The organism is Scandinavium tedordense, from assembly GCF_024764965.1.
Lineage (GTDB): Bacteria > Pseudomonadota > Gammaproteobacteria > Enterobacterales > Enterobacteriaceae > Scandinavium > Scandinavium tedordense.
The window spans coordinates 177,948-202,545 of sequence record NZ_JALIGG010000058.1 but is presented as its reverse complement, the minus strand read 5'-3'; the positions used below and the strand labels follow the sequence as shown (position 1 = coordinate 202,545).

General features: G+C 56.1%; 24 protein-coding genes and 1 pseudogene. 16 read left to right on the top strand and 9 right to left on the bottom strand.

The window, feature by feature from the left end; genetic code table 11:
* The first annotated feature begins 144 nt into the window (after window positions 1-144).
* From MUU46_RS20300 to MUU46_RS20275, 6 genes and pseudogenes are all read left to right on the top strand, one after another.
* Window positions 145-873, top strand: coding sequence for a TVP38/TMEM64 family protein (locus tag MUU46_RS20300; RefSeq protein WP_258966490.1), 729 nt, complete (start codon window positions 145-147; stop codon window positions 871-873).
* A 56-nt stretch (window positions 874-929) separates the two neighbouring features.
* Window positions 930-1,562: pseudogene (locus MUU46_RS20295) on the top strand (TVP38/TMEM64 family protein); the annotation flags it as partial.
* Window positions 1,562-2,725, top strand: coding sequence for an ABC transporter substrate-binding protein (locus MUU46_RS20290; RefSeq protein ID WP_258966489.1), 1,164 nt, complete (start codon window positions 1,562-1,564; stop codon window positions 2,723-2,725). The pseudogene MUU46_RS20295 and the gene MUU46_RS20290, both read left to right, overlap by 1 nt.
* Window positions 2,698-4,245 carry an ABC transporter permease subunit gene (locus MUU46_RS20285; protein WP_258966488.1) on the top strand — a complete coding sequence of 516 codons (1,548 nt, stop codon included), beginning with the start codon at window positions 2,698-2,700 and terminating at the stop codon, window positions 4,243-4,245. The genes MUU46_RS20290 and MUU46_RS20285 overlap by 28 nt, the downstream gene beginning before the upstream one ends.
* Window positions 4,245-4,877 carry an ATP-binding cassette domain-containing protein gene (locus MUU46_RS20280; protein WP_258966487.1) on the top strand — a complete coding sequence of 211 codons (633 nt, stop codon included), beginning with the start codon at window positions 4,245-4,247 and terminating at the stop codon, window positions 4,875-4,877. Before MUU46_RS20285 ends, MUU46_RS20280 begins: the two co-directional genes overlap by 1 nt.
* 75 nt (window positions 4,878-4,952) lie before the next feature.
* The gene (locus MUU46_RS20275) at window positions 4,953-6,260 is read left to right on the top strand and encodes a sulfurtransferase (RefSeq protein ID WP_258966486.1); all 1,308 of its coding nucleotides are present in this window, start codon (window positions 4,953-4,955) and stop codon (window positions 6,258-6,260) included.
* On the opposite strand, the gene MUU46_RS20270 is transcribed toward MUU46_RS20275, so the two are convergent.
* Together MUU46_RS20270 and MUU46_RS20265 are read right to left on the bottom strand one after the other, a co-directional pair.
* Window positions 6,257-6,907, bottom strand: a complete 651-nt coding sequence (locus MUU46_RS20270; protein WP_258966485.1) for a CDP-alcohol phosphatidyltransferase family protein — start codon at window positions 6,905-6,907, stop codon at window positions 6,257-6,259. The genes MUU46_RS20275 and MUU46_RS20270 overlap by 4 nt on opposite strands.
* On the bottom strand, window positions 6,900-7,466 hold the full coding sequence (locus tag MUU46_RS20265; RefSeq protein WP_258966484.1) for a carboxymuconolactone decarboxylase family protein: 567 nt from the start codon (window positions 7,464-7,466) through the stop codon (window positions 6,900-6,902). Before MUU46_RS20265 ends, MUU46_RS20270 begins: the two co-directional genes overlap by 8 nt.
* Before the next feature lie 287 nt (window positions 7,467-7,753).
* On the opposite strand from MUU46_RS20265, the gene MUU46_RS20260 reads away from it, so the two are divergent.
* Window positions 7,754-8,041: a Bor family protein gene (locus tag MUU46_RS20260; protein ID WP_258966483.1), complete on the top strand. Its 288-nt coding sequence runs from the start codon at window positions 7,754-7,756 to the stop codon at window positions 8,039-8,041.
* A 208-nt stretch (window positions 8,042-8,249) separates the two neighbouring features.
* Window positions 8,250-8,660: a pyrimidine (deoxy)nucleoside triphosphate diphosphatase gene (locus MUU46_RS20255; RefSeq protein WP_309582948.1), complete on the top strand. Its 411-nt coding sequence runs from the start codon at window positions 8,250-8,252 to the stop codon at window positions 8,658-8,660.
* On the opposite strand, the gene MUU46_RS20250 is transcribed toward MUU46_RS20255, so the two are convergent.
* Window positions 8,626-8,901, bottom strand: coding sequence for a YnjH family protein (locus MUU46_RS20250; RefSeq protein ID WP_258966482.1), 276 nt, complete (start codon window positions 8,899-8,901; stop codon window positions 8,626-8,628). The genes MUU46_RS20255 and MUU46_RS20250 overlap by 35 nt on opposite strands.
* A 235-nt stretch (window positions 8,902-9,136) precedes the next feature.
* Between MUU46_RS20250 and gdhA the strand changes: the two genes are divergently transcribed.
* A complete protein-coding gene (gene gdhA / locus MUU46_RS20245; protein WP_258966481.1) occupies window positions 9,137-10,480 on the top strand; it encodes an NADP-specific glutamate dehydrogenase in 1,344 nt (447 codons plus the stop codon).
* 92 nt (window positions 10,481-10,572) lie between these two features.
* On the opposite strand, the gene MUU46_RS20240 is transcribed toward gdhA, so the two are convergent.
* Complete coding sequence (locus tag MUU46_RS20240; protein WP_258966480.1) at window positions 10,573-12,501, bottom strand: DNA topoisomerase III; 1,929 nt, start codon at window positions 12,499-12,501, stop codon at window positions 10,573-10,575.
* A gap of 4 nt (window positions 12,502-12,505) precedes the next feature.
* Complete coding sequence (selD, locus tag MUU46_RS20235; RefSeq protein ID WP_258966479.1) at window positions 12,506-13,549, bottom strand: selenide, water dikinase SelD; 1,044 nt, start codon at window positions 13,547-13,549, stop codon at window positions 12,506-12,508.
* A gap of 387 nt (window positions 13,550-13,936) precedes the next feature.
* Here selD and phoC point away from each other — a divergent pair, with 387 nt between their 5' ends.
* The gene (gene phoC / locus MUU46_RS20230) at window positions 13,937-14,683 is read left to right on the top strand and encodes an acid phosphatase PhoC (protein WP_159758705.1); all 747 of its coding nucleotides are present in this window, start codon (window positions 13,937-13,939) and stop codon (window positions 14,681-14,683) included.
* Between the two features lie 48 nt (window positions 14,684-14,731).
* On the opposite strand, the gene MUU46_RS20225 is transcribed toward phoC, so the two are convergent.
* Window positions 14,732-15,283 carry an NAD(P)H nitroreductase gene (locus MUU46_RS20225; protein WP_159758703.1) on the bottom strand — a complete coding sequence of 184 codons (552 nt, stop codon included), beginning with the start codon at window positions 15,281-15,283 and terminating at the stop codon, window positions 14,732-14,734.
* Window positions 15,284-15,447: 164 nt separating this feature from the next.
* Here MUU46_RS20225 and sppA point away from each other — a divergent pair, with 164 nt between their 5' ends.
* The 4 genes from sppA to chiD all read left to right on the top strand — a co-directional run bounded on the left by sppA (window position 15,448) and on the right by chiD (window position 20,430).
* Entirely contained in the window at window positions 15,448-17,298 is a 1,851-nt protein-coding gene (gene sppA / locus MUU46_RS20220) for a signal peptide peptidase SppA (RefSeq protein WP_258966478.1), read from the top strand.
* 52 nt (window positions 17,299-17,350) lie between these two features.
* The gene (gene ansA, locus MUU46_RS20215; RefSeq protein WP_159758699.1) at window positions 17,351-18,367 is read left to right on the top strand and encodes an asparaginase; all 1,017 of its coding nucleotides are present in this window, start codon (window positions 17,351-17,353) and stop codon (window positions 18,365-18,367) included.
* Window positions 18,368-18,376: 9 nt separating this feature from the next.
* A complete protein-coding gene (gene pncA, locus MUU46_RS20210; RefSeq protein WP_258966477.1) occupies window positions 18,377-19,018 on the top strand; it encodes a bifunctional nicotinamidase/pyrazinamidase in 642 nt (213 codons plus the stop codon).
* Window positions 19,019-19,176: 158 nt separating this feature from the next.
* On the top strand, window positions 19,177-20,430 hold the full coding sequence (gene chiD / locus MUU46_RS20205; protein WP_258966476.1) for a chitinase ChiD: 1,254 nt from the start codon (window positions 19,177-19,179) through the stop codon (window positions 20,428-20,430).
* 53 nt (window positions 20,431-20,483) lie between these two features.
* Here chiD and MUU46_RS20200 read toward each other — a convergent pair whose 3' ends face one another.
* Together MUU46_RS20200 and msrB are read right to left on the bottom strand one after the other, a co-directional pair.
* Entirely contained in the window at window positions 20,484-20,762 is a 279-nt protein-coding gene (locus MUU46_RS20200; protein ID WP_258966475.1) for a YeaC family protein, read from the bottom strand.
* 42 nt (window positions 20,763-20,804) lie between these two features.
* Window positions 20,805-21,218, bottom strand: coding sequence for a peptide-methionine (R)-S-oxide reductase MsrB (gene msrB, locus MUU46_RS20195; RefSeq protein WP_258966474.1), 414 nt, complete (start codon window positions 21,216-21,218; stop codon window positions 20,805-20,807).
* A gap of 338 nt (window positions 21,219-21,556) precedes the next feature.
* Between msrB and gapA the strand changes: the two genes are divergently transcribed.
* Together gapA and MUU46_RS20185 are read left to right on the top strand one after the other, a co-directional pair.
* Window positions 21,557-22,552 carry a glyceraldehyde-3-phosphate dehydrogenase gene (gapA, locus tag MUU46_RS20190; protein ID WP_159758689.1) on the top strand — a complete coding sequence of 332 codons (996 nt, stop codon included), beginning with the start codon at window positions 21,557-21,559 and terminating at the stop codon, window positions 22,550-22,552.
* 195 nt (window positions 22,553-22,747) lie between these two features.
* Entirely contained in the window at window positions 22,748-23,632 is an 885-nt protein-coding gene (locus MUU46_RS20185; RefSeq protein WP_258966473.1) for a D-hexose-6-phosphate mutarotase, read from the top strand.
* An 81-nt stretch (window positions 23,633-23,713) separates the two neighbouring features.
* Here the strand turns inward: MUU46_RS20185 and MUU46_RS20180 are convergent, their stop codons facing one another.
* Complete coding sequence (locus MUU46_RS20180; protein ID WP_258966472.1) at window positions 23,714-24,463, bottom strand: MipA/OmpV family protein; 750 nt, start codon at window positions 24,461-24,463, stop codon at window positions 23,714-23,716.
* Window positions 24,464-24,598 lie beyond the last annotated feature (135 nt).

Here is a 24,598-nt window from a genome sequence, read left to right as displayed (position 1 = left end):
GCCTGGCGTTGTCGCCGACGTCAGGCGTTTTTGTCCCGAGAAATACGCGCCGTAGCCTCTTTACTTGCGTGATATCAAAGACGTGGCCCGCCGGGCGCAGGGTAAAATGCGCGTCCTGAATGCCCCTCACATCCCACGGAGAACATGGATGCCAAAGAAGCCCTGAAAAGGACAGAATGTAAGCTGCTCCTGCTTTTACTTCTCTCCGGCATTGTGCTTTTCGTTGTTCATCATAGCGGCCTCGCCGCCTTGCTCATTCAACTCCAGCAGTTACAACAGCTTATTCAACACTGCGGGCCGCTAGGCGGCGTGGTGTACGTTCTACTGTTCGTCATCGCTGCGGTTTGCCTGATCCCCGGCAGCCTGTTGGTCATTGCCGGAGACCTGCTGTTCGGCCCGCTTTACGGCACGCTGCTTTCAGTCCTGGCCTCGACGCTGGCCTGCGCGGTCTCTTTTTTACTGGCCCGGGGGCTGGGCCGACGGGCGCTGGTGCGGGCCGTCGGGCACACCGCCACCTTTCAGGCAATTGAACGCGGGATCGCCCACTACGGGCTGGATTTTCTGCTGCTGACCCGGCTCATTCCGTTGTTTCCGTATAATATTCAAAACTATGCCTACGGTCTGACGTCGATTTCCTTCTGGCCTTTCATCCTGATTTCCGCGATAACCACCCTGCCGGGGCTGCTGATTTATACCCTGATGGCCAGTTCCCTCGCGACACAGGGCATGACGTGGTTGTTGATGCTCACGCTGAGTCTCGCCGGGCTGGCGCTGTTCGCCCTCGTGCAGCTGGCAAAAGCCTGGGCGCGGCATCGGGGCATTGATATCGCACTGTTTGCTCCTGCCGAAACGGCTGAACGAGGCCCGCAGTGACGCGCGCCTGGCGTGCCCGCGCAGCGCTGTTGCTGGCTGTCTGCGTGATGATGGGCGCGTACCTGCTGTTACCGGGCATGAAAGCGTTTGTTGATGGCAGCTTCGCGGCCTTTGCTCACCTCGACAGCGCCGACCTGGAACGTTTCATTCAATCCTGGGGTCCGCAGGCGGCTGCCGTTTCTTTCTTTTTGATGATCCTGCAGGCCATTGTCGCCCCACTCCCCGCCTTTTTAATTACCTTCGCCAACGCCTCGCTGTTTGGCGCCTTCTGGGGCGGCGTGCTGTCGTGGACCAGCGCGATGGTGGGCGCGGCATTATGCTTTTATATCGCCAGAATCCTCGGGCGCGGCGCGGTGGAAAAGCTGACTGGCAAAACGGTGCTCGACAGCATGGACACCTTTTTCACTCGCTACGGCAAACACACGATCCTCATTTGCCGCCTGCTGCCTTTCGTGCCATTCGACCCGATTAGCTACGCCGCCGGGCTAACGTCGTTGCGCTTTCGTTCTTTTATGCTGGCAACCGGGCTCGGCCAACTGCCCGCCACTATCGTCTACTCCTGCGTAGGCAGCTGGCTGACGGGCGGCACTTACTGGCTGGTCACCGGACTGCTGACTCTGTTCGTCCTGGCTATCCTGATGATGATGATTAAAAAATTCTACGCTGAACGCCAAAAGAGGCCCCGATAATGCGCCTGCTCTCCCGCCGTTTGTTATGGATAACTCTGCTCGCCGTCAGCCCGTGGGCACTATCGGCCCAAAACTGGCAACAAACCGAACACGACGCTCGCGGACAAACCGTGTGGTTCAACGCCTGGGGCGGGGATCGGGCAGTTAACCGCTATCTCGACTGGGTCAGTAGCGAGGTGCAGCGCGACTACGGCGTTACGCTTAAAATTGTGCATCTGGCCGATGCGGCGAATGCGGTGAAACGCATTCAGACCGAAGCCCGCGCCGGGCGTACGCACGGTGGCTCGGTGGATTTACTGTGGGTCAACGGCGAAAACTTCCGCACCCTGAAAGAGGCGGGATTGTTGCAAGCCAATTGGGCACAGGCCCTGCCTAATTGGCAGTATGTCGACCAGCAGAAGCCGGTCCTGGAAGATTTTTCCCTCCCGACGGATGGGGCGGAATCGCCGTGGGGCAGCGCACAATTAACGTTTATTGCCCGTCGGAGCCAGACGCCGCAGGCGCCAGAAACAGCGCAGGCATTGCTGGATTTTGCCACTGCGCACCCGGGCAGCGTGACCTATCCGCGTCCGCCGGATTTCACCGCCACCGCATTGCTGGAACAGCTGCTGTTGAATCTGACCGCCCAGCCTGACGCGTTAAAGCAGCCACCGAACGACGCTACTTTCGCCGCTGTCACCGCGCCGCTGTGGGCATATCTCGATAAACTGCACCCGCATTTGTGGCGCAACGGCAGCGATTTCCCGGCGTCTCCCGCCCGGATGGATGCAATGCTGGCCAACGGCACGCTGCGCCTGTCGCTGACCTTCAACCCGATGCACGCCAGCCAAAAAGTCGCCAGCGGCGAACTTCCCCAGGATAGCTACAGCTTCGGCTTTAGCGAGGGAATGCTCGGTAACGTGCATTTTGTGACGATCCCAGCGAATGCCCGGGCGGTAGCTGGCGCGCAGGTGGTGGCGAACTTCCTGCTGTCACCCGCGGCCCAGCAGCGTAAAGCCGATCCAGCGGTCTGGGGCGACCCGACGGTGCTGGACATGAGTAAACTCCCAACGTCCTGGCCTGCCACACAGTCGGAAAAAACGCCGCCGATGTTGGCTGAACCGCATGCCGCCTGGGTTAATGCGCTGGAGCAAGAATGGCTGCGCCGCTACGGCACGCACTGACGGCGCTGCTGTGGGCCGCGATGGGGCTGATTTATTTGCCCCTGCTGCCCGCGGCCATGCAGCTGCTGCTGCCCGCGCTGACGCTCGCCAATTGGCAAGCGCTGTTGAGCGACCCGCAGCTCCCGCAGGCTGCGCTGGCGACGATGGTCTCCACGCTTATCGCCGTCGTCGTCGCCTTCGCCCTCGCGTTATCGGTAGTGGCGGCGCTATGGCCCTCTCAGCAATGGCAGCGGCTGGCTGCCCGTCTGCCGCTGCTGCTCGCCCTGCCTCATGTGGCGTTCGCCAGCGCGGCGTTATTGCTGTTTGCCGAAGACGGCTGGTTTTTCCGCCTGCTCCCGCAGTTTACCCCGCCGATTGACCGCTATGGCATCGGGCTGGGCCTGACGCTGGCGGTTAAAGAGAGCGTGTTTTTGCTGTGGGCGATTTATGCCCTGACCAGTGAAAAGGGATTAGCCGAACAGTGCCTGACGCTGCGCAGCTTGGGTTACGGCCGCTGGCAATGTGTGGGGTGGATTGTTCTGCCTCGTTTGCTGCCGCAGTTGCATATTGCGCTACTGGCTACCGCCGCCTGGACGCTCTCTGCCGTCGATGTGGCGCTGATCCTCGGTCCCGGCAACCCGCCGACGCTGGCCGTGCTGGCCTGGCAGTGGCTGTCTCAGGGGGATGCCTTACAGCAGGCACAAGGCTCGCTGGTGTGCCTACTTCTGCTGCTGATGCTGGCAGCGTGGCTGCTCATTGCTCATCTGCTGTGGCGAGGATTCCGCGTCCAGGTGCCTGATTTTCAGGGCATTCGCCGCCCGCAGTCGCTGGCTTTACCGGGTAAAATGCTGGCCTGGCTGCTGCCGCTCAGCGGTGTACTGTGCGCGGTGACGCTGGGGCTATTTTCCGACAGCGAACTGGCGAATATCGACAGTATCAACAACAGTCTGTGGCTGGCACTTGGCGCAGCGCTGCTCAGCCTGATTCTCTGTTTGCTGTGGCTGGAATACGGCCCGCAGCGCTGCTATTCATTGCTCTGGGCCTGGATTTGGCTGCCGCTGGTGCTGCCCGCGCTGCCCCTCGCCGCCGGGCAATATCGGTTGGCGCTGCTAAGCTGGCAGGACGGCGAATGGTTGACGGTGCTGTGGGGGCATTTGCTGTGGGTAGTGCCATGGATGCTGTTTATTCTGCTGCCCGCCTGGCAACGGCTCGACCCGCGCCTGCTGACGATCGCCCGCACGCTCGGCTGGAGTCGCTGGCGCTGCTTCTGGCAGGTGAAAACCCCTTTACTGCTGCGCCCGATCCTCGCCGCGCTGGCAGTCGGCTTTTCCGTCAGCATCGCGCAATATTTGCCGACGCTGTGGCTCGGGGCCGGGCGCATTACCACCCTCACTACCGACGCAGTGGCGCTCAGCAGCGGCGGCAGTACGCCGATGCTCGCCACTCAGGCCCTGTGGCAACTGCTGCTGCCCGGCTGTTTTTTCCTGCTCATCGCCCTGCTGTTACGGTGGCTGGGCCATTATCGACAAGGACTCCGTTAATGCTGAAAGTGGATGGTCTGACGGTGACACATCGCGACAAAACGCTGCTCAATGGCGTGGATTTCCAGGCTCAAAATGGCGAAATTCTGACGCTTATGGGCGCGTCCGGAAGCGGAAAATCGACGCTGCTTTCCTGGATGGCGGGCGTGCTGGACGGTGCATTTCAGGCTCGCGGCGAATTGTGGCTGAATGAGCGGCGTTGTGACACCTTACCCACCGAAGCGCGGCGCATCGGCATTCTGTTTCAGGATGCGCTGCTGTTTGATCATTTCAGCGTGGGGCAAAATCTGCTGTTAGCATTGCCCACTTCCGTACCACGCCAGCAGCGGCGTGCCCAGGCTGAAACCGCGCTCGACAGCGCAGGGCTAAGCGGGTTTTATGCCCGCGACCCGGCTACGCTTTCTGGTGGGCAGCGCGCGCGGGTGGCGCTGCTGCGATCCCTGCTGGCACAGCCCGATGCGCTGTTGCTGGATGAACCGTTTAGCGGGCTGGATGCCGCGCTTCGCGACAGTTTCCGTTCCTGGGTGTTTGTCGAAGTGAAACAGCGCCACATCCCGGTAATTCTGGTGACGCATGACGTGGCCGATATCCCCGCCGATGGCCGCTGTCTGCGGCTTGAAAGCTGGGACTAAACTGCGCCAGCGCAAGGATTTTCCCAAAACGAGGGTTCAGAATGACGCTTCTTTTTTCTTCTGACGGGCAATTCGATGAAACGTGTTTCTCAACTGACCGCGCTGGCCCTGCTGATCGGGCTGTCTTCTTCGGTTTCTTTCGCGGCTGATATGCTTTCGCCACTCACCTTCACTCAGCTTCAGCAGCAGAAAGGCGTCGCCATCGACACCCGTCTGAGCGCGTTCTACAACGGCTGGCCGCAGACGCTGAACGGCAGCGAAGGCCATGAACCGGCGGCGCTCAATCTCTCTGCCAGCTGGCTTTCGGCCATGAATGACGCTCAACTGACCGACTGGATCAAGCAGCATCAGTTACAGCCGACCACACCGGTGGCGCTGTACGGAGCCGATAAAGATAACGCCACCGTGGCTGAACGCCTGAAAAAAGCGGGCATCTCCCATGTCAGCCTGCTCGGCGATGCGCTCAGCCAACCGGAACGCCTGCAAAAGCTGCCGCACGTTGAGCAACTGGTGTATCCGCAGTGGCTGCATGACATGCAGGAAGGAAAAGCCGTGACCGCCGCGCCAAAAGGTCACTGGAAAGTGATCGAAGCGGCCTGGGGCGCACCGAAACTTTACCTGTTGAGCCATATTCCCGGCGCGGGCTACATCGACACTAACGACGTCGAAAGCGAACCACTGTGGAACAAAGTGTCTGACGATAAGCTGAAAGCGCTGCTGGCAAAACAGGGTATCCGCTACGACACCACCGTCATTCTGTATGGGCGTGACGTGTACGCCGCCGCGCGCGTGGCGCAAATTCTGCTGTATGCCGGGGTGAAAGATGTGCGTCTGTTAGACGGCGGCTGGAAAACCTGGTCCGACGCGGGCCTGCCGGTTGAACGCGGCACGCCAGGTAAGGTTGTACCCGCTCCTGATTTTGGCGCGACCATTCCGGCCCAACCACAGCTAATGCTGGATACCGAGCAAGCGCGCGGTTTAGTGCATCGGAAAGATGCCTCGCTGGTCAGCATTCGTTCATGGCCGGAATTTATCGGCACCACCAGCGGCTACAACTACATCAAGCCAAAAGGTGAGATCGCTGGGGCACGCTGGGGTCATGCGGGCAGTGACTCGACCCATATGGAAGATTTCCACAACCCGGACGGCACCATGCGCAGCGCCGATGATATCGCGGCGATGTGGGCGCAATGGCACATTCTGCCGACGCAGGAGGTATCGTTCTACTGCGGTACTGGCTGGCGCGCCTCTGAAGCCTTTATGTACGCTCGCGCCATGAGCTGGCGGAACGTGTCGGTATACGACGGCGGATGGTACGAATGGAGCCAGAACGCGAAGAACCCGGTCAGTCGCGGTGACCGTGGTCCGGACTCCGCACTTTAATCATCACTCTGTCCGGCAGTGCCCTGCTGCCGGGCTTCCAGTGACGCCAACGTGACATAGCCACTCCACACTCGCGTAAACGTCGTCAGCCAACACAAGCCGCCGAAGATCCACGCCATCCACGCAAAGTAGCCTGGCAACAGGCAGCTCAATACAAACAGTGCAATGGTTTCGCTGCCTTCGGTAAACCCGCCGAGATAATAAAACGATTTATGCGCATAGCCGGGGTTGTCTATCTGGTGCTTCGCCGCCAGCGCCGCAAAAGCTAAAAAGCTGCTGCCGGTACCGATAAACGCAAACAGTAACCACCCACCCGCCAGCGCATTCGCCTGCGGATTCGCCAGAATAAAACCGAACGGCACCAAAGCGTAAAACAGGAAATCAAGGGCGATATCCAGAAAACCACCGGCGTCTGTCAGGCCACGACGCCGTGCAAGTGCACCATCCAGCCCATCCAGCAGGCGGTTGAGAACAATGGCCACCAGCGCCGGAATAGTCCAGCCCAGCGCCAGAAATGGCAGTGCCAGCACGCCAATCGCAAAACCAACCAGCGTAATGCCATCCGGCGTGATGCCTGGCCGGTCGAGTTGCTCGGCCGCCCGATTGAGCCACGGTTTGAGGCGAGGATGTAAATGACGGTCAAGCATGCGGTTTCCCCTGCAGGTCGCACAGCCCTTGCGAAGGGATATCCAGTGCGGCATTAAAACGGGCCGACAGATTCTGAAACGCCACCAGCGCGGTCATTTCGCAGATTACTTCGTCGTCGTAAAAGCGCTTGAGCGCCGATTTTTGCGCGTCGCTGACGAGGGGCGGCGTGGCGGTCATGGCGTCGGCATATTCCAGCGCCGCGCGTTCGGCTTCGCTGAACAGCGTCGAACAGGACCAGTGCGCCACCGCCTGCACTTTTTCCAGCGTGTCCGTGCGCTGCGCCAGTCGCAGGCTGTTGGCATCAATACAAAACGCGCAGTGGCACTGCTGCGAAACACGGGTCATCAACAGCGCCCGCAGCTCCGGTGAAAGGCGTGCTTTTTTCCGTTCCAGCCAGCCGACAAACAGCGCCACCAGCCAGAAAAGACGCGGCATCCGTCCCCACCAGCGGGTCGGGTTCAGCACCTCACCGTAGTGTTTCTTTTGCATTTTGACGATAGGGGCAAGCGAAGGCGGGATTTTGCTCAGCGGTGGTACCCACGGTTGACGATTTTTCACCCGGACGCTCCTGCAGATCTTCAGATTTATCAACGGCAGAGAGTATGACATGCGATGAGCAGGAAGATCATTGAATCAGGTCATAGCTGTTGTCGTTTTGCCTGACAAAAACAAACAGGAACACTACGACTATATCGCGTAACAAATTACATTCCAGTCACTCACATAGTTCAACGATGCTTAAATACTGTTCATTTCCCTCCGCATTACTCTTGCATCCGGGCAGGCTAAAGAGTGAGTATGCTGCGGCAAATGATTTCTTAAACTTACTATAATTAATGGTTACTATGAAAAAGTTAATGATTTCAGTTCTCACTTCTATGGTGCTGTCCGGTTGTGCTCAACAAACTTTCAAGCTCAATGATGATATTGTTAAATCCCCCGCGCATGTGACCAAACAAACCTTTTTTGTTCAGGGTATCGGACAATCACAGGTAATTGACGCAGCATTAGTGTGCGGTGGTGCAGATAAAGTTGTCCGTACTGAGGTCCAGGAATCCGGGATGGATGTCTTCCTGCGTGTTGTAACACTCGGGATTTACACCCCTCGCGAAGCCCGCGTCTACTGTTCTTAATCCAATACATCAGCAGGTCTTCGCCGAAGACCTGCTGATGATGCACATCAAAAATAATGTCTGTACCGCTCTTATAATGACCTTTGCGTGCGTAAAAAACTCAATGGTGAATTCCCGCCGTAATAAAATCGCCACAGCATGACGATAGCGCACCCCACCTTTTTACCTGATAAACTCCTCACCCACATTTAGCAGCAAGGTTGCCTCTATGCTGAAAACCCTGGATGTCGTCGCCGCGATCATCGAAAAAAACGGACTGATTTTACTGGCCCAACGCCCTGCGCACGCTGACCAGCCGGGCCTGTGGGAATTTCCCGGCGGTAAAGTGGAAGCGGGAGAATCGCAGCCCGAGGCCCTTATCCGCGAGCTGCATGAAGAATTGGGCATTGATGCCCTGCCCGTGGCTTTTGTGGCGAGTCATCAGCGGGAAGTGTCCGGGCGCATTATCCATTTGCATGCCTGGCACGTGCCGGAGTATCACGGCGAGCTGACCGCGCACGAGCACAGCCAGCTGGTTTGGGTGACACCTGAAGATGCATTTAAATGGGCACTGGCACCTGCCGACATCCCTTTGCTGGAAGCGTTTATTGCCTTACGCGACGCCAGACCAGCGGATTAGTGCTGAGCGTTTTTTCATCGCGCTGGCACTGTAATAATACGCCTTCGGCTTTCACCACCGCGCCTTCGCTGTAGTTCTGGTTTTGATAAATGCAGCACTGGGAACAAGGTTGCCCGCGCTGGCCGCCGCTGCTAAACACTTCCGGCGGCACGTTCACTTCCACATCCGGCCCGAAGCGCTCTGCAGCCTGTAGGCCGTTGCCGAGAAGCAACAACAACCCCGCCATCAGATATCGTTTCATTTTCATTCCTTTTTTCTGTGTTCTCAGATAACTATATCGACCCTTTCGCCGTTTTCTTAAATTTTCGCTTTCATCGTTTTTTGTTATGACAAACCACCCATTATAAATTTTCCCCTTCCGAGGCGATTTTTCCTTGCCTGCCGCGCCGTCAGCGGAGATAGTCGAAAGAAAGCGAACCGCGAATAATAAACACACAAACATCATACTGTTATAGACATAAGAGGAACTTATCTTCATGGAAACGACTCTCTCTCTGGAAACATTCCTGGACAGCGTTCAGCAACGCGATCCGCATCAGGGCGAATTTGCTCAGGCCGTACGCGAAGTAATGTCCACTCTGTGGCCGTTCCTGGATGCCAATCCGCGCTATCGTCAGATGTCGCTGCTGGAGCGCCTGGTTGAACCAGAACGCGTGATCCAGTTCCGCGTAACGTGGGTCGATGACCGTAATCAGGTACAGGTTAACCGCGCCTGGCGCGTGCAGTTCAACTCGTCGATTGGCCCGTTTAAAGGCGGGATGCGTTTTCATCCATCGGTAAACCTGTCGATACTCAAATTCCTCGGCTTTGAACAAACCTTCAAAAACGCGCTCACCACCCTGCCGATGGGCGGGGGTAAAGGCGGTAGCGATTTCGATCCGAAAGGCAAAAGCGAAGGCGAAATCATGCGTTTCTGCCAGGCGCTGATGACCGAACTGTACCGCCATTTAGGCGCGGACACTGACGTTCCGGCAGGTGATATAGGCGTCGGCGCGCGTGAAGTGGGCTTTATGGCCGGGATGATGAAAAAGCTCTCCAACAACACCGCCTGCGTGTTTACCGGCAAAGGGCTGTCGTTTGGTGGCAGTCTGATCCGTCCGGAAGCGACAGGCTACGGCTTAATCTACTTCACCGACGCGATGCTTAAACGCCACGGACTGGGCTTCGAAGGGATGCGCGTAGCCGTGTCCGGCTCCGGCAACGTGGCGCAGTACGCGATTGAAAAAGCGATGGAACTGGGCGCCCGCGTGGTGACCGCGTCAGACTCCAGCGGCACCGTGGTGGATGAAGCCGGGTTTACGCCGGAAAAACTGGCGCGGCTGGAAGAAATCAAGAGTAGCCGCGATGGCCGCGTGTCCGATTACGCCCGTGAGTTTGGCCTGCAGTATCTCGAAGGCCAACAGCCGTGGTCCGTGCCGGTGGATATCGCTCTGCCATGCGCCACGCAAAACGAACTGGATGCCGATGCGGCCCGCCTGCTGATTGCCAACGGCGTGAAAGCAGTAGCCGAAGGCGCCAATATGCCAACCACCATCGCCGCCACCGATTTGTTCCTCGAAGCCGGCGTATTGTTTGCACCAGGCAAAGCGGCGAACGCAGGCGGCGTGGCAACGTCCGGCCTGGAAATGGCGCAGAACGCCGCGCGAATGGGCTGGAAGGCTGAGAAAGTCGATGCCCGTTTACATCACATCATGCTGGATATTCATCAGGCGTGCGTCGAGTACGGCGGAGAAGGCAAACAAACGCATTACGTGCGCGGGGCGAACGTCGCCGGGTTCGTGAAGGTGGCGGATGCAATGCTGGCGCAGGGCGTGATTTAGGGTTTTTTAGTCATGTTGATTGCCCGGTGGCGCTGACGTTTGCACGGGCCTACGGGGGTGTAGGCCTGACAAACGCAGTGCCGCCGGGTAATTTACGACGCTTCAGTTTTTTTCTTACGCGCCTTACTGAACGTTTTCTTTTTCTGCTGCTGCTCGCCGCCCGGGGCGACCAGACCACGGAACTGTTTCACCGGCGTGCTGCGCGCTTGCTGAATCAAATCAAATAACGTGCCGACCAGCGGCTGCATGAAATCCTGATAGCGACACTGCTTTTCACTAATTTGCGTCAGCACTGATTCCCAGTGCGCGGTCATGTCCGGTCGTCCGGCCATTTCCGGCAGCGAGTGGATCAGCGCCCTTCCCGCTTCAGATGAATGAATGTAGCGCCCTTTTTTGCTCAGGAAACCGCGCTTAAACAGCAGCTCGATGATTCCGGCACGCGTCGCTTCGGTACCTAAACCATCCGTCGCGCGCAGGATCTTCTTCAGGTCTTTATCCTGCACAAAACGCGCAATCCCGGTCATTGCGGAAAGGATTGTGGCGTCGGTGAAATGTCGCGGTGGCTGGGTCTGACGTTCAACCACTTCGCCTTTTTCGCACAGCAGTTCGTCGCCCTTCGCCACCACCGGCAGCGGGGTGCCGTCATTGTCTTCGTCACGCTCTTTATTGCCGAGCAGCGTCCGCCAGCCAGCTTCTGCGAGGAAACGCGCTTTGGCGATGAATTTCCCGTTGGCGATATCCAAATCAATCTGACATTTGCGGAACACGGCATCCGGGCAGAACTGCATCAGATATTGACGGGCCACCAGCTCATACACTTTGGCTTCGTTGTCAGTCATCCTCACCGATGAGCTGCGCGCCGTAGGGATGATGGCGTGGTGCGCATCGACTTTTTTGTCATCCCAACAGCGGTTACGAATTTCAGGATCAACAATCGGTTGCGGCAGTAAACCAGAGGCGTGCACGCCGATGGCGTTCAGCACCGCCTGGCGTCCGGCAAAATGTTCTTCCGGCAGATAACGGCTGTCGGAACGCGGATAGGTGATGAGCTTGTGGGTTTCGTACAGCTTCTGGCAGATATCCAGCACGTTCTGCGCGCTGAAACCAAAGCGTTTGGCGGCTTCAATCTGTAAAGCCGAAAGCGAAAACGGCAGCGGGGCCGGTTCTGAATCCCGTTTATCATTATACGCAGTGACGACCGCCGGTTGCCCGGCAATGCGCCCCAACACGTGATCGGCCAGCGGGCGATGCAGTAATCGCCCCTCTTCATCCTGATACGGTTCGCAGGCTTCGCTCGGCTGCCACGTGGCGGTGAAACGCTCCTCGGCAGGGGTGACGATGTGCGCCTTTACGTCGAAGAAATCCTTCGAAACGAAGTTTTCAATCTCTTCGTCTCGACGCACCACCAGCCCGAGCACCGGCGTTTGTACCCGGCCAACAGAAAGCACGCCCTGATAGCCCGCGTTGCGCCCCAGCAGCGTGTAAGCGCGGGTCATGTTGATGCCGTACAGCCAGTCGGCGCGCGCACGGGCCAGCGCGGACACGCACAGCGGGATGAAATCGTTGTTGGAACGCAGGCGGGAAATCGCGCGTTCGACCGCCGAGGGATTAAGATCGTTAATCAGACAACGCTGTACCTGCCGACGTTTTTCCGCTGGCATCTCAAGATAATCCAGCACTTCATCCACCAGCAGTTGCCCTTCTCTGTCCGGGTCACCCGCGTGGATGACTTCGGTAGCATCGTGCAGCAGACGTTTGATAGCGTTTAGCTGTTTGGTCACCGACGGCCTCGGTTGCAGCCGCCATTTTTCCGGCACAATCGGCAAGTCCATCAGGTTCCAGCGCGCATACCGGCTGTCGTAGACATCCGGCTGCGCCTGTTCCAGCAGGTGACCGATACACCAGGTGACCACCTGGCCGTTACCACATTCGATAAAGCCATCGCCCCGGCGATGCGGCTTGGGCAGCACGTCGGCGATGGCACGAGCCAGACTTGGTTTTTCCGCAATAAACAAGCGCATGCGGTTAACTTATCTCGATCATCGGTCGTCCGCCGCGCGCGGTCACCAGCTCGCCAATCGCGGTGAGCGTGAGGCCGTATTCCGCTGCGGTGGCTTTGGTTTCCGTTTCCGCTTCCGGCAGGACCGCCAGCAGCAGACCGCCGGAGGTTTGCGGGTCACACAGCAGGTTGCGCCACGCTTCCGGCATATCACCCATCAGGTGGCCGTAGCTCGCAAAGTTACGGGACGTGCCGCCCGGAACCGCGCCCTGTGCGATGTACTCTTCCACGCCCGGCAGTTTCGGCACGTCGGCAAAACGGATTTGCGCCTGTACGCCCGCGCCCTGGCACATTTCGCTCAGGTGTCCAAGCAGACCAAAACCGGTCACGTCGGTCATCGCTTTGATGCCATCGATATTGGCGAAGGCCGCGCCCGCGATATTCATCTGGCACATGACTTCCGTTGCCAATCCTTGATGTTCAGGTTTAAGCAGCGATTTTTTCTCGGCGGTGGTCAACACGCCAATGCCCAGTGGTTTGGTGAGATACAGCTTGCAGCCCGCCTGGGCGGTGCTGTTTTTCTTCACGCGCTCTGTTGGCACGATGCCGGTCACCGCGAGACCAAAAATCGGCTCAGGGGCGTCAATGGAATGACCACCGGCCAGCGCAATGCCGGCCTGCTGGCAGGCAAAACGCCCACCTTCAATCACTTCGCGGGCAATTTCTGGTGCCAGAGTGTTAATCGGCCAACCGAGAATGGCGATGGCCATGATCGGTTTCCCCCCCATCGCGAAGATGTCGCTGATGGCGTTGGTCGCGGCGATACGCCCGAAATCAAACGGGTTATCGACAATTGGCATGAAGAAATCGGTGGTGCTGATAACCGACGTCCCGTTTCCCAAATCGTAAACGGCGGCGTCGTCGCGCGTTTCATTGCCGACAAGCAGGTTCGGGTCGACAAACTTAGCCTGCTCACTGTGTAGGATGGTTTCCAGCACTTTGGGGGAAATTTTACACCCGCAACCGGCTCCGTGGCTGTATTGCGTCAAACGAATGGCTTGCTCGCTCATGGACATCTCCTGTCATTGCAACCGATCCCGGTTCATACACAAAATCATTCGGGTTGCGTCGCGGTGGCAAGCCTGAAGAGCCCAGACGCATAGATAACTATATGACTGAGGTCTGAAAGCATAGCCAACAAAGAGGCAGCCCGAAGGATGACGTGTATATGTTAGCGCCCATTTGCGGAGGGAGTAAGAGCGACTATCTGATTTCGCGCCTTGTTGCTCATTAAGCGCGCAATCAGGCATTGAAGACCTGCCGCCGTGAGGCATTAATTCATTCGTGTAGATTATGTATTTGCCATTTTGCGAGACACCGCAATGTATTCAGCCGTCATTTATGACAGAAATGTGACAGCTTTACCCTGGACGAATGACATAAAAAAGGAATCATCAATGAAGAAAAGTATGCTTGCGTTTTGCGTTGCCAGCCTGTTTTCCCTGAATGCCTTCGCGCTTGTGCCCTCCGGGAATGACGCGACCACCAAACCTGACCTCTATTATCTGAAAAATGCCCAGGCTATCGACAGCCTTGCCCTGCTGCCACCGCCGCCGGAAGTGGGCAGCATTGCGTTCCTGAACGACCAGGCGATGTATGAACAGGGGCGTTTGCTGCGTTCTACCGCGCGCGGTAAGCAGGCAGCGGAAGATGCCAACCTGAGCAGCGGCGGCGTGGCCAATGCCTTCGCCGGTGCATTTGGTTCACCTATTACCGCGAAAGACAGCCCTGAACTGCATAAACTGCTGACCAATATGATTGAAGATGCGGGCGACCTTGCCACCCGTTCGGCCAAGCAGAAATACATGCGTGTCCGCCCGTTCGCGTTCTACGGCGTACCGACCTGCAATACCAAAGAGCAGGACGAACTGGCGAAAAATGGTTCATATCCGTCAGGCCATACGTCGATCGGCTGGGCAACGGCATTGGTACTGGCAGAAGTGAATCCGGCGCGTCAGAACGATATCCTGAAACGCGGGTATGACCTGGGCGAAAGCCGGGTGATTTGCGGTTATCACTGGCAGAGCGATGTAGATGCGGCGCGGATTGTCGGTTCGGCGGTCGTGGCTACGCTGCATTCCAACCCGGCGTTCCAGCAGCAGTTGCAGAAAGCCAAAGACGAGTTTGCGAAGACACAGAAATAATCCCGAAAGTGCCCGGTAGCACGCGGCCTGCCGGGCCTGTTTTCTGATTCAGAATTTTACAACAAACGGCGTGGTATCCGGGATGGATACCGTTGTTGACGCCTTCAGCTGTGGCGTGCCGAGATACAGGAAGCCGACAATTTTATCCTGTTCGCGACACTGCAAACCCTCTCGAACCACCGGGCTTTCGGTCAGCGGACCGCTACGCCAGATGCCGTTAAACCCTTGCGCAACGGCTGCCATTTGCATCGCCATCACCGCACAACCTGCAGACATTTCCTGCTCCCACACCGGCACTTTATGATCCGGCGTACACTTCGCCACCACCGCAATAATCAGCGGCGCACGGAACGGCGCGTTACGGGCTTTATCGATGGCTTTATCGTCCTGTCCGGCGTTAACCGCACCCTTTTCAAGCAGCTGGCTAAAGCGCTCACGGCCTTCGCCTTCAATCACGAAGAACTGCCACGGCTGTAATGTGCCGTGATCAGGCGCGCGCAGGCCCGCACGCAGGATATTTTCCAGCGTTTCCCCTTCCGGTGCGGGTTCTGCCAGACGGGAAGCGCTGCGGCGGTTAACGAGTAATTCGAGTGCATCCATTGATAAATCTCCTGTTACGGGGTTTTCCATAAAATTAACATGACAGCAGAATTTGTTACAGCGCCGGAGGCGATTCCTGCTGACAACCGGCAGCGGTGTCATTAGGATAGCCTCACGTCGCGCCTTCGCGGGCGGACACCTTTTCATTCAGACAGGGAATAAACATGCGAACCCTTTGGCGATTTATTGCCGGATTCTTTAAATGGACGTGGCGTCTGTTGAACTTCATCCGTGAACTGGTACTGAACCTGTTCTTTATTCTGTTGGTGCTGGTATGCGTGGGCATCTGGATGCAACTCAGCAGCACAACTGAAAGCGCAGGCCGTGGCGCGCTGTTGATGGATTTAACCGGCGTGGTGGTCGATAAGCCATCCACTAGCAGTAAATTTGGCGCCATTGGCCGTCAACTGCTGGGCGCGAGCTCTGACCGCCTGCAGGAAAACTCCCTGTTCGACATTGTAAACACCATTCGCCAGGCGAAGGACGACCGGAACATTACCGGAATTGTGCTGGATCTGAAAAACTTCGCTGGGGCCGATCAGCCGTCGATGCAGTACATTGGTAAAACGCTGCGCGAATTCCGTGACAGCGGCAAGCCGGTTTACGCCGTGGGCGACAGCTACACCCAGGGCCAGTATTACCTCGCGAGCTTCGCCAACAAAATTTATCTTTCCCCACAGGGCACCGTCGATTTACACGGTTTTGCCACCAACGGGCTGTATTACAAATCCCTGCTGGATAAGCTGAAAGTCACTACCCACGTGTTCCGCGTCGGCACTTATAAATCCGCCGTTGAACCGTTTATCCGTGACGATATGTCCCCGGCCGCACGTGATGCGGACAGCCGCTGGATTGGCGAGCTATGGCAGAATTATTTGACCACCGTGGCGGCTAACCGCCAGGCCACGCCGGAGCAAATTTTCCCGGGTGCGAAAGGCATGCTTGATGGCCTGCGCAACGTTGACGGCGATACTGCCAAATACGCACTGGATAACAAGCTGGTTGACGTACTGGCGTCTAACGCCCAAGTGGAGAAAGTGCTGTCCAAACAGTTCGGCTGGAGCAAAGCGGATAATAATTATCGCGCCGTCAGCATCTACGATTACTCTCTGAAAACGCCTGCCGCTAAAGGCGCCAGCATTGCGGTTATCTTCGCCAACGGCGCCATCATTGACGGGGAAGAAACGCCGGGTAACGTGGGCGGCGATACCACCGCGTCGCAAATCCGCGATGCGCGCCTTGATCCGAAAGTGAAAGCCATTGTACTGCGCGTCAACAGCCCTGGCGGCAGCGTCAGCGCTTCAGAAGTGATTCGCTCTGAACTGGCCGCTGCACGCGAAGCCGGGAAACCGGTCGTCGTTTCCATGGGCGGCATGGCGGCCTCCGGCGGTTATTGGATTTCAACCCCGGCAGATTACATCGTCGCGAACGCCAGTACCCTCACCGGCTCTATCGGCATCTTCGGCGTAATCAACACCGTTCAAAACAGCCTGGATTCCATCGGCGTACACACCGACGGCGTATCAACCTCGCCGCTGGCAGATATTTCGATGACCAAAGCGCTGCCGCAGGAAGTGCAGGACATGATGCAGCTCAGCATCGAGAACGGCTATAAACGCTTCATTACGCTGGTAGCCCAGTCGCGTCACAGCACGCCGGAACAGGTCGATAAAATAGCCCAGGGCCACGTGTGGACCGGTCAGGATGCGAAAGCTAACGGCCTTGTAGACAGCCTTGGCGATTTCGATGATGCGGTCGCGAAAGCGGCGCAGCTGGCGAAACTCAAACAGTGGCACATTGATTACTATCAGGAAGAGCCGACGCTGTTCAATTCTGTTATCGACAGCCTGAGCGGTTCGGTTCGCGCCGCACTGCCTGAAGCCCTGCAGGCTTACCTGCCTGCGCCACTGGTCAGTGCCGCAAATGCGGTGAAAGCGGAGGGCGACAAACTCGCCGCCTTCAACGACCCGCAGAACCGCTACGCCTTCTGCCTGACCTGCGCTAATATACGTTAATTCATATCCCCTCCACTGGAGGGGATTTTTCTTTCAGATTCAGTAAGTCATCATGCAAAAGAAATCAATCTACGTTGCCTACACTGGCGGCACCATTGGGATGCAACGCTCTGAACAGGGCTACATCCCCGTGTCCGGTCACCTCCAGCGCCAACTGGCGTTGATGCCTGAATTCCATCGTCCGGAAATGCCGGACTTCACCATCCATGAATACGCCCCGCTGATGGATTCTTCCGATATGACGCCCGACGACTGGCAGCATATCGCCGAAGATATTCAGGCGCATTACGATGAATACGATGGGTTCGTGATCCTGCATGGCACCGACACCATGGCGTTTACCGCTTCGGCGCTGTCGTTCATGCTGGATAATCTCGGCAAACCGGTAATTGTGACAGGGTCACAAATCCCACTGGCCGAGTTGCGTTCCGACGGACAAATCAATCTGCTAAATGCATTGTACGTGGCGGCGAACTACCCGATTAACGAAGTGACGCTATTTTTCAATAATCGGCTGTATCGAGGCAACCGTACGACCAAGGCCCATGCCGATGGCTTTGATGCTTTTGCTTCACCAAACCTGCAACCGCTGCTGGAAGCCGGGATCCACATTCGTCGCCTCGGCACCCCTCCTGCGCCGTACGGTACCGGCGAGTTAATCGTGCATCGCATTACTCCGCAGCCGATTGGTGTGGTGACGATTTACCCTGGGATTTCAGCCGACGTGGTGCGCAATTTCCTTCGCCAGCCAGTGAAAGCACTGATCCTGCGCTCCTATGGTGTCGGTAATGCACCGCAAAACGGTGAATTCCTCAAAGAGTTGGCCGAAGCCAGCCTGCGCGGCATCGTCGTGGTCAATCTCACCCAGTGCATGTCCGGGAAGGTGAATATGGGTGGCTATGCCACCGGTAACGCCCTCGCCCAAGCGGGAGTGGTCAGCGGGTTCGACATGACCGTAGAAGCCACGCTGACCAAGCTACACTATTTGTTAACGCAGGGGCTGGACGTCGATGCGGTGCGTACCGCGATGCAGCAAAACCTTCGTGGTGAACTGACGCCAGACGAGTAAGGAGCCAAAATGAACGCACGCGCGCTGTTACTGGTGGATTTGCAGAACGATTTTTGTGCTGGGGGTGCTCTCGCGGTGCCGGAAGGCGACAGCACGGTGGACGTGGCGAATGCCCTGATCCACTGGTGTCTGGTGCGCGGTGACGCGATTGTCGCAAGTAAGGACTGGCATCCTTCTAATCATGGAAGCTTTGCCAGTCAGCATCACGTTGAGCCCTATACGCAAGGCCAGCTAGATGGTCTGCCACAAACCTTCTGGCCCGATCACTGTGTGCAGAATACAGAGGGTGCTGAGTTGCATCCTCTGCTGGCCGATCAGTTTATCGACGTGGTGTTTCCGAAAGGCGAAGCGGTCCATATCGACAGCTACAGCGCCTTTTTCGACAACGGTCATCGGCAGAAAACCGGGCTGGACGACTGGCTGAAAGCTCAGAAAGTCTCTGAGTTGATCGTGATGGGCCTGGCGACGGATTATTGCGTGAAGTTTACCGTGCTGGATGCGTTGAAGCTTGGTTATGAAGTGAATGTGATCACCGACGGCTGTCGCGGCGTAAATATCAACCCGCAGGATAGCGCTCAGGCATTTATGGAGATGGCCGCCGAGGGCGCTACGCTCTACACCTTCGCCGACTGGCAGGAAACACAGGCCTGACCCCTGCCCGACATCCCGTCGGGCATTTCTCCCCAAATGACAATAAGTGAAGCTTTCTCGCAGTTTTAGCGAAGCGGCAGTGCTACTCTTTTTTGGCTGTTTTTTCGCCACGCCTTGTGTGGCGTGCGTGTTTATTTATCAGTCAAAGAGGAAATTGTATGAAGCTTATGCCTGTTCTGGCAGCCTTACCCCTGCTCTGCGCTCCCTGTGTTTTTGCTGCTGATATGATGTCGGTTGGTTATTTCAACGGCGGAGGCGATGTCACCGCAGGCCCCGGCGGTGACATCGATAAGCTGGATGTGCGCCAGATTACCCATCTTAACTACTCGTTTGGCCTTATCTACAACAATGAAGCGGGTGAAACCAACGACGCGTTGAAAGACGCCAGCAAACTCCACCACATTTGGCTATCGCCAAAAGTGATAGCCGACCTGCACAAGCTCCCGGAACTGCGCAAACAAAATCCACGTTTGAAAGTACTGCTCTCGATCGGTGGCTGGGGTGCCCGCGGGTTTTCCGGTGCCGCAAACAGCAAAGAGAGCCGGGAGGTGTTTATCCGCTCCGCCGCTGACATCGTCAAAACCTACGGACTCGATGGCATCGACCTCGACTGGGAATACCCGGTCAACGGCGCCTGGGGTCTGGTCGATAAGCAACCGGAGGATAAAAACAACTTTACCGCCCTGCTTAAAGAGATGCGGGAAGCATTACCGAAAGAGAAGTTAGTGACCGTCGCACTGGGCGCCAACGCCGAGAGCCCGAAAAGCTGGGTTGATGTGAAAGCCATCGCACCGTATCTGAACTACATCAACCTGATGACCTACGATATGGCCTATGGCACGCAGTACTTCAACTCTAATCTGTACGACTCAAACCACTGGCCAACGGTTGCCGCTGCCGATAAGTACAGCGTCGATTTTGTGGTGAACAACTATCTCGCGGCTGGACTGAAACCTGAGCAGATGAACCTGGGCATTGGTTTCTATGGCCGTGTGCCGAAACGCAGCGTGGAACCTGGTGTCGACTGGTCAAAACCGGATGCGGCGAAAAACCCAGTGACGCAACCCTACTTCGGCGCGCAGGAAACAGAACTGTTCAAATCGCTGGGCTATGACCTGACGAAAGATACCTACGTGAAGTACAACGATATTGTCGGCAAGCTGATTAACGATCCGCAGAAACGCTTTACTCAGCACTGGGACGATCAGGCGAAGGTGCCGTGGTTGTCGGTGAAATCAGGCGAAGGCAAACCGCTGTTTGCGCTGTCCTATGAAAACCCACGCTCAGTTGACCTGAAGGCGCAGTACATCAAAGAAAAAGGTCTGGCAGGGGCGATGTTCTGGGAGTATGGCGCGGACGATAACAACCAACTGGCGAAGCAGTTGGCGACGTCTTTGGGGATTAAACACTAACGAGAGTCAAACTGCCCGGTAGGCACGGCAAACGCCGCCGGGCAACAAACCACTCACTGCATTTTCAGTGTCGCAATCGGTTTTGGTGCGAGGCCAAAATCTTCTTTCAGTTGCTGTTTACTTTTCATCACCATCTGTCCCTGGGTGTCGATAGTCATATGCTGCGCGTTGGTGTTGTAACGCGCTTGCCAGAGCATTACCAACTGCAAACAGTTCTCTTTCTGTTCTGGCGTTAACGCGACGCCATCCGGCCATTTTCCCAGCTCTACGGCTGTCGCAAGACGCTGATAAACGTCCTCTGTCATACCGTCGATAATTTGCTCAATTTCCACGATCGGGTCCACTCCTCAGGAATAATTTGCTGAATCGTTTCTTCAGCCCTTGGTTTGATCGCCATTTTGGTCATCGGTGAAGCTCAAAGAGGCCGAATTGACACAATAGCGTTCTCCGCTCGGTTGCGGCCCATCCGGGAACACGTGACCGAGATGCGCGTCACAGTTTCCGCATCGAATCTCTGTGCGCTGCATACCATGGGAGTAATCATTCAGATAACGAATAGCCGTATCGCTTGCCGGCTCGTAGAAGCTCGGCCAGCCGCAGCCAGAGTCGAATTTGCTTTCCGCGTTGAACAGCGGCGCATCGCATACCAGGCAGTGATATAGGCCATCACGCTTGTTGTGCAGGAGGCGGCCGGTGAATGGTGGTTCGGTGCCGTGATTCTGCGTCACGTAAAACTGCATTTCGCTAAGAGCGCTTTTCAGCTCTTCCGGGGAAGGTTTGTTAGCCATATGCTCACATCTCGCTGTATAAGGGACCACTTCTGCCACGATTCTAACAAAACATTAACAATGAGGTGCGAACTTTTGTTCTAAACTTATTCGTTGCGAAAGGGCAGCCAGAAAATTGTGACGCACATCACATTTTTATCTCTTATGGCCTTTAAAATTCCCGCCGCAGGCCGCATATGGAAATGAGCCCAATGGATGAGTGAGGCAGTCAGTCGCGCAAAGGTTGTGCACAGGATTGATTTGTCGCAATGATTGACACGATTCCGCTTGACGCTGCGTAAGGTTTTTGTAATTTTACAGGCAACCTTTTATTCACTAACAAATAGCTGGTGGAATATATGACTATCAAAGTAGGTATCAACGGTTTTGGCCGTATTGGCCGTATTGTTTTCCGTGCTGCTCAGGAACGTTCTGACATCGAGATCGTTGCAATCAACGACCTGTTAGACGCTGAATACATGGCTTACATGCTGAAGTACGACTCAACTCACGGTCGTTTCAACGGCACCGTTGAAGTGAAAGACGGCCACCTGGTTGTTAACGGTAAAACTATCCGTGTTACCGCAGAGCGTGACCCGGCTAACCTGAAATGGAACGAAGTTAACGTTGACGTCGTTGCTGAAGCAACGGGTCTGTTCCTGACCGACGAAACCGCGCGTAAGCACATCACCGCTGGCGCTAAAAAGGTTGTTCTGACTGGTCCTTCTAAAGACAGCACTCCTATGTTCGTTAAAGGTGCTAACTTCGAAAAATATGCTGGCCAGGATATCGTTTCTAACGCATCTTGCACCACCAACTGCCTGGCTCCACTGGCAAAAGTTATCAACGACAACTTCGGTATCGTTGAAGGCCTGATGACCACTGTTCACGCAACTACCGCTACTCAGAAAACTGTTGATGGCCCGTCTCACAAAGACTGGCGCGGCGGCCGCGGCGCAGCTCAGAACATCATCCCTTCTTCTACCGGTGCTGCTAAAGCTGTAGGCGTTGTACTGCCAGAGCTGAACGGTAAAATCACTGGTATGGCGTTCCGCGTTCCTACTCCAAACGTGTCTGTTGTTGACCTGACCGTTCGTCTGGAGAAAGGCGCGTCTTACGAAGAAATCAAGAAAGCAATCAAAGCGGCTTCTGAAGGCCCAATGAAAGGCGTTCTGGGTTACACCGAAGACGACGTTGTATCTACTGATTTCAACGGCGAAATCTGCACTTCAGTATTCGATGCTAAAGCGGGTATCGCACTGAATGACAACTTTGTGAAACTGGTTTCCTGGTACGACAACGAAACTGGCTACTCAAACAAAGTTCTGGACCTGATTGCTCACATCTCCAAATAAGTTAAGATGAGAATCTGATCCAAAAAGGCGACCTCGGTCGCCTTTTTTTATGTACACGTCATCCTGCAAGCTGCCTCTGTGTTGGCTTCACCCTCGGATTCCGGTCACATGCGTTCTATGCTCCCGGATCTCCTCCGGCTTGCCGCCTTGATGCAACTTTCATGATTGAGTGTCACGCTAACCAAGGATTGCACCATGATTAACAAAATTTTTGCTCTCCCGGTAGTTGAACAACTTACCCCTGTCCTTTCTCGTCGTCAGTTTGACGATCTGGAACTGATTGTCGTCGATCACCCACAGGCTAAAGCCTCTTTTGCACTTCAGGGCGCACACCTGCTCTCCTGGAAACCAGCAGGAGAAACTGACGTACTGTGGCTCAGCGATAACACCCCATTCAAAAACGGTGTCGCACTGCGCGGCGGCGTACCAATCTGCTGGCCATGGTTCGGCCCGGCGGAACAGCAGGGGCTGCCTGCTCATGGTTTTGCGCGTAATCTGCCGTGGAACCTGAAAGCCCATAACGAAGACGACAATGGCGTGGTTCTGACTTTCGAGCTGCAGAGCAGCGAAGAAACCAAGAAACTGTGGCCGCACGACTTCACACTGTATGCGCGCTTCAAAGTGGGCAAAACTTGTGAAATCGAGCTGGAAGCGCACGGTGATTTCGAGACCACTTCTGCCCTGCACACCTATTTCAATGTCGGTGACATCAGCGCGGTGAAAGTGAGTGGCTTTGGCGACCGCTACATCGATAAAGTGAAAAATGCCGAAGAAGGCGTGCTGGCCGATGGCGTCCAGACCTTCCCGGACCGCACCGACCGCGTGTACCTGAATGCTGAAGGTTGCAGCGTGATCCACGACGGTGCACTGAGCCGTAATATTGACGTTATCCACGGTCATCAGAGTAATGTAGTTGGCTGGAACCCTGGTTCTGCGCTGTCCGTTAGCATGGGTGATATGCCAGACGACGGATACAAAACCTTCGTTTGCGTGGAAACTGCCTGCGTGACCGTACCGCAGCATGCGTCAGAAGAAAAACCTACGCGTTTGTCGCAGTCGATTCGCGTGACTAAACGCTAATCACATCCTGCACTAACACAATGCAAAACAGGGCGTCTCCGCCCTGTTTTATTGCACTCTGCGCACCTCATCGGTGCATTATCAGAAGCTGTAGGTTATACCGGTGGACAGCAGTCCGGTCCAGTCTTTGTCGATCATCGGGCTGTCGGTGACTTCATCCGACAAGCGGGTATAACGCCCGACTCCGTACACGCTCCAGGCCTCATTCAGCTTATAGTTCACAGAAAGCTCAACGTACGGGTTCCAGCCATCTTGCGGATCGTAGCTGCGCAGGCCACTTTTCCGTGATTCGTTTTTGGAAACACCGTAGTAGTATTCGTTCTGATTATCGCTGCTCCACTGCACACCAATTCCTGGCGTCACGGTCAACGCTCCGGTGTTGTAGCGGTACAACCAGGCCATATCCCATGAGATACCATTGCTCTTGTCCAGCGTGTCGCCAGCAAGCGTCGTGCGCAGGAAGCCGTACTGCGTAAAGTGCAGGTAAGACAGGCCAGCCATCATCGTCGACTGACGACGATCGAGCTTACGCAGCTGATTGTTATCGCTGTCGCCCGGTTTGAAGTACAACGGCGACCAGTAGGCGGTGATGGAGAGCTTATCGGTGGTATCGTTCCACAGGTAATACCCTGCGCCGAGACCATGGAACCAGAAGTTATCACTTTCAAAATCAATAGCAGGCACCGGGTAAACGTCGCTGCTGTACTGTTTATACGGATGCCCTATCACCCCAACGCCAGCTCCCAGCGTCAGCTTGCTGTCAGCCGCATGTGCAACGGTCGCTGCTGTTGCGAAGAGCAGACCCGTTGTCAAAAGTTTGATTGTTTTCACGTTGCATATCCCTTTCAAATAAAAGCGGCTGAAGTTTACCCCCCCGTTCCGCTTACCTCAAATTCTTTACATCCATAGACAGGATTTAACCAATCAACCTGCCACCGTCACATGACAGCTCGCTTACAGACAGAA

What these genes read in the sequence shown, in the direction of transcription:
- MUU46_RS20255 (WP_309582948.1), top strand. Translation starts at nt 8,250, where the DNA reads ATGCTGAAAACCCTGGATGTCGTCGCCGCGATCATCGAAAAAAACGGA.
- MUU46_RS20290 (WP_258966489.1), top strand. Translation starts at nt 1,562, where the DNA reads ATGCGCCTGCTCTCCCGCCGTTTGTTATGGATAACTCTGCTCGCCGTC.
- MUU46_RS20285 (WP_258966488.1), top strand. Translation starts at nt 2,698, where the DNA reads ATGGCTGCGCCGCTACGGCACGCACTGACGGCGCTGCTGTGGGCCGCG.
- MUU46_RS20280 (WP_258966487.1), top strand. Translation starts at nt 4,245, where the DNA reads ATGCTGAAAGTGGATGGTCTGACGGTGACACATCGCGACAAAACGCTG.
- sppA (WP_258966478.1), top strand. Translation starts at nt 15,448, where the DNA reads ATGCGAACCCTTTGGCGATTTATTGCCGGATTCTTTAAATGGACGTGG.
- selD (WP_258966479.1), bottom strand. Translation starts at nt 13,549, where the DNA reads ATGAGCGAGCAAGCCATTCGTTTGACGCAATACAGCCACGGAGCCGGT.
- ansA (WP_159758699.1), top strand. Translation starts at nt 17,351, where the DNA reads ATGCAAAAGAAATCAATCTACGTTGCCTACACTGGCGGCACCATTGGG.
- MUU46_RS20240 (WP_258966480.1), bottom strand. Translation starts at nt 12,501, where the DNA reads ATGCGCTTGTTTATTGCGGAAAAACCAAGTCTGGCTCGTGCCATCGCC.
- MUU46_RS20260 (WP_258966483.1), top strand. Translation starts at nt 7,754, where the DNA reads ATGAAAAAGTTAATGATTTCAGTTCTCACTTCTATGGTGCTGTCCGGT.
- chiD (WP_258966476.1), top strand. Translation starts at nt 19,177, where the DNA reads ATGAAGCTTATGCCTGTTCTGGCAGCCTTACCCCTGCTCTGCGCTCCC.
- gapA (WP_159758689.1), top strand. Translation starts at nt 21,557, where the DNA reads ATGACTATCAAAGTAGGTATCAACGGTTTTGGCCGTATTGGCCGTATT.
- MUU46_RS20270 (WP_258966485.1), bottom strand. Translation starts at nt 6,907, where the DNA reads ATGCTTGACCGTCATTTACATCCTCGCCTCAAACCGTGGCTCAATCGG.
- pncA (WP_258966477.1), top strand. Translation starts at nt 18,377, where the DNA reads ATGAACGCACGCGCGCTGTTACTGGTGGATTTGCAGAACGATTTTTGT.
- MUU46_RS20250 (WP_258966482.1), bottom strand. Translation starts at nt 8,901, where the DNA reads ATGAAACGATATCTGATGGCGGGGTTGTTGTTGCTTCTCGGCAACGGC.
- MUU46_RS20185 (WP_258966473.1), top strand. Translation starts at nt 22,748, where the DNA reads ATGATTAACAAAATTTTTGCTCTCCCGGTAGTTGAACAACTTACCCCT.
- gdhA (WP_258966481.1), top strand. Translation starts at nt 9,137, where the DNA reads ATGGAAACGACTCTCTCTCTGGAAACATTCCTGGACAGCGTTCAGCAA.
- MUU46_RS20275 (WP_258966486.1), top strand. Translation starts at nt 4,953, where the DNA reads ATGAAACGTGTTTCTCAACTGACCGCGCTGGCCCTGCTGATCGGGCTG.
- msrB (WP_258966474.1), bottom strand. Translation starts at nt 21,218, where the DNA reads ATGGCTAACAAACCTTCCCCGGAAGAGCTGAAAAGCGCTCTTAGCGAA.
- phoC (WP_159758705.1), top strand. Translation starts at nt 13,937, where the DNA reads ATGAAGAAAAGTATGCTTGCGTTTTGCGTTGCCAGCCTGTTTTCCCTG.
- MUU46_RS20225 (WP_159758703.1), bottom strand. Translation starts at nt 15,283, where the DNA reads ATGGATGCACTCGAATTACTCGTTAACCGCCGCAGCGCTTCCCGTCTG.
- MUU46_RS20300 (WP_258966490.1), top strand. Translation starts at nt 145, where the DNA reads ATGGATGCCAAAGAAGCCCTGAAAAGGACAGAATGTAAGCTGCTCCTG.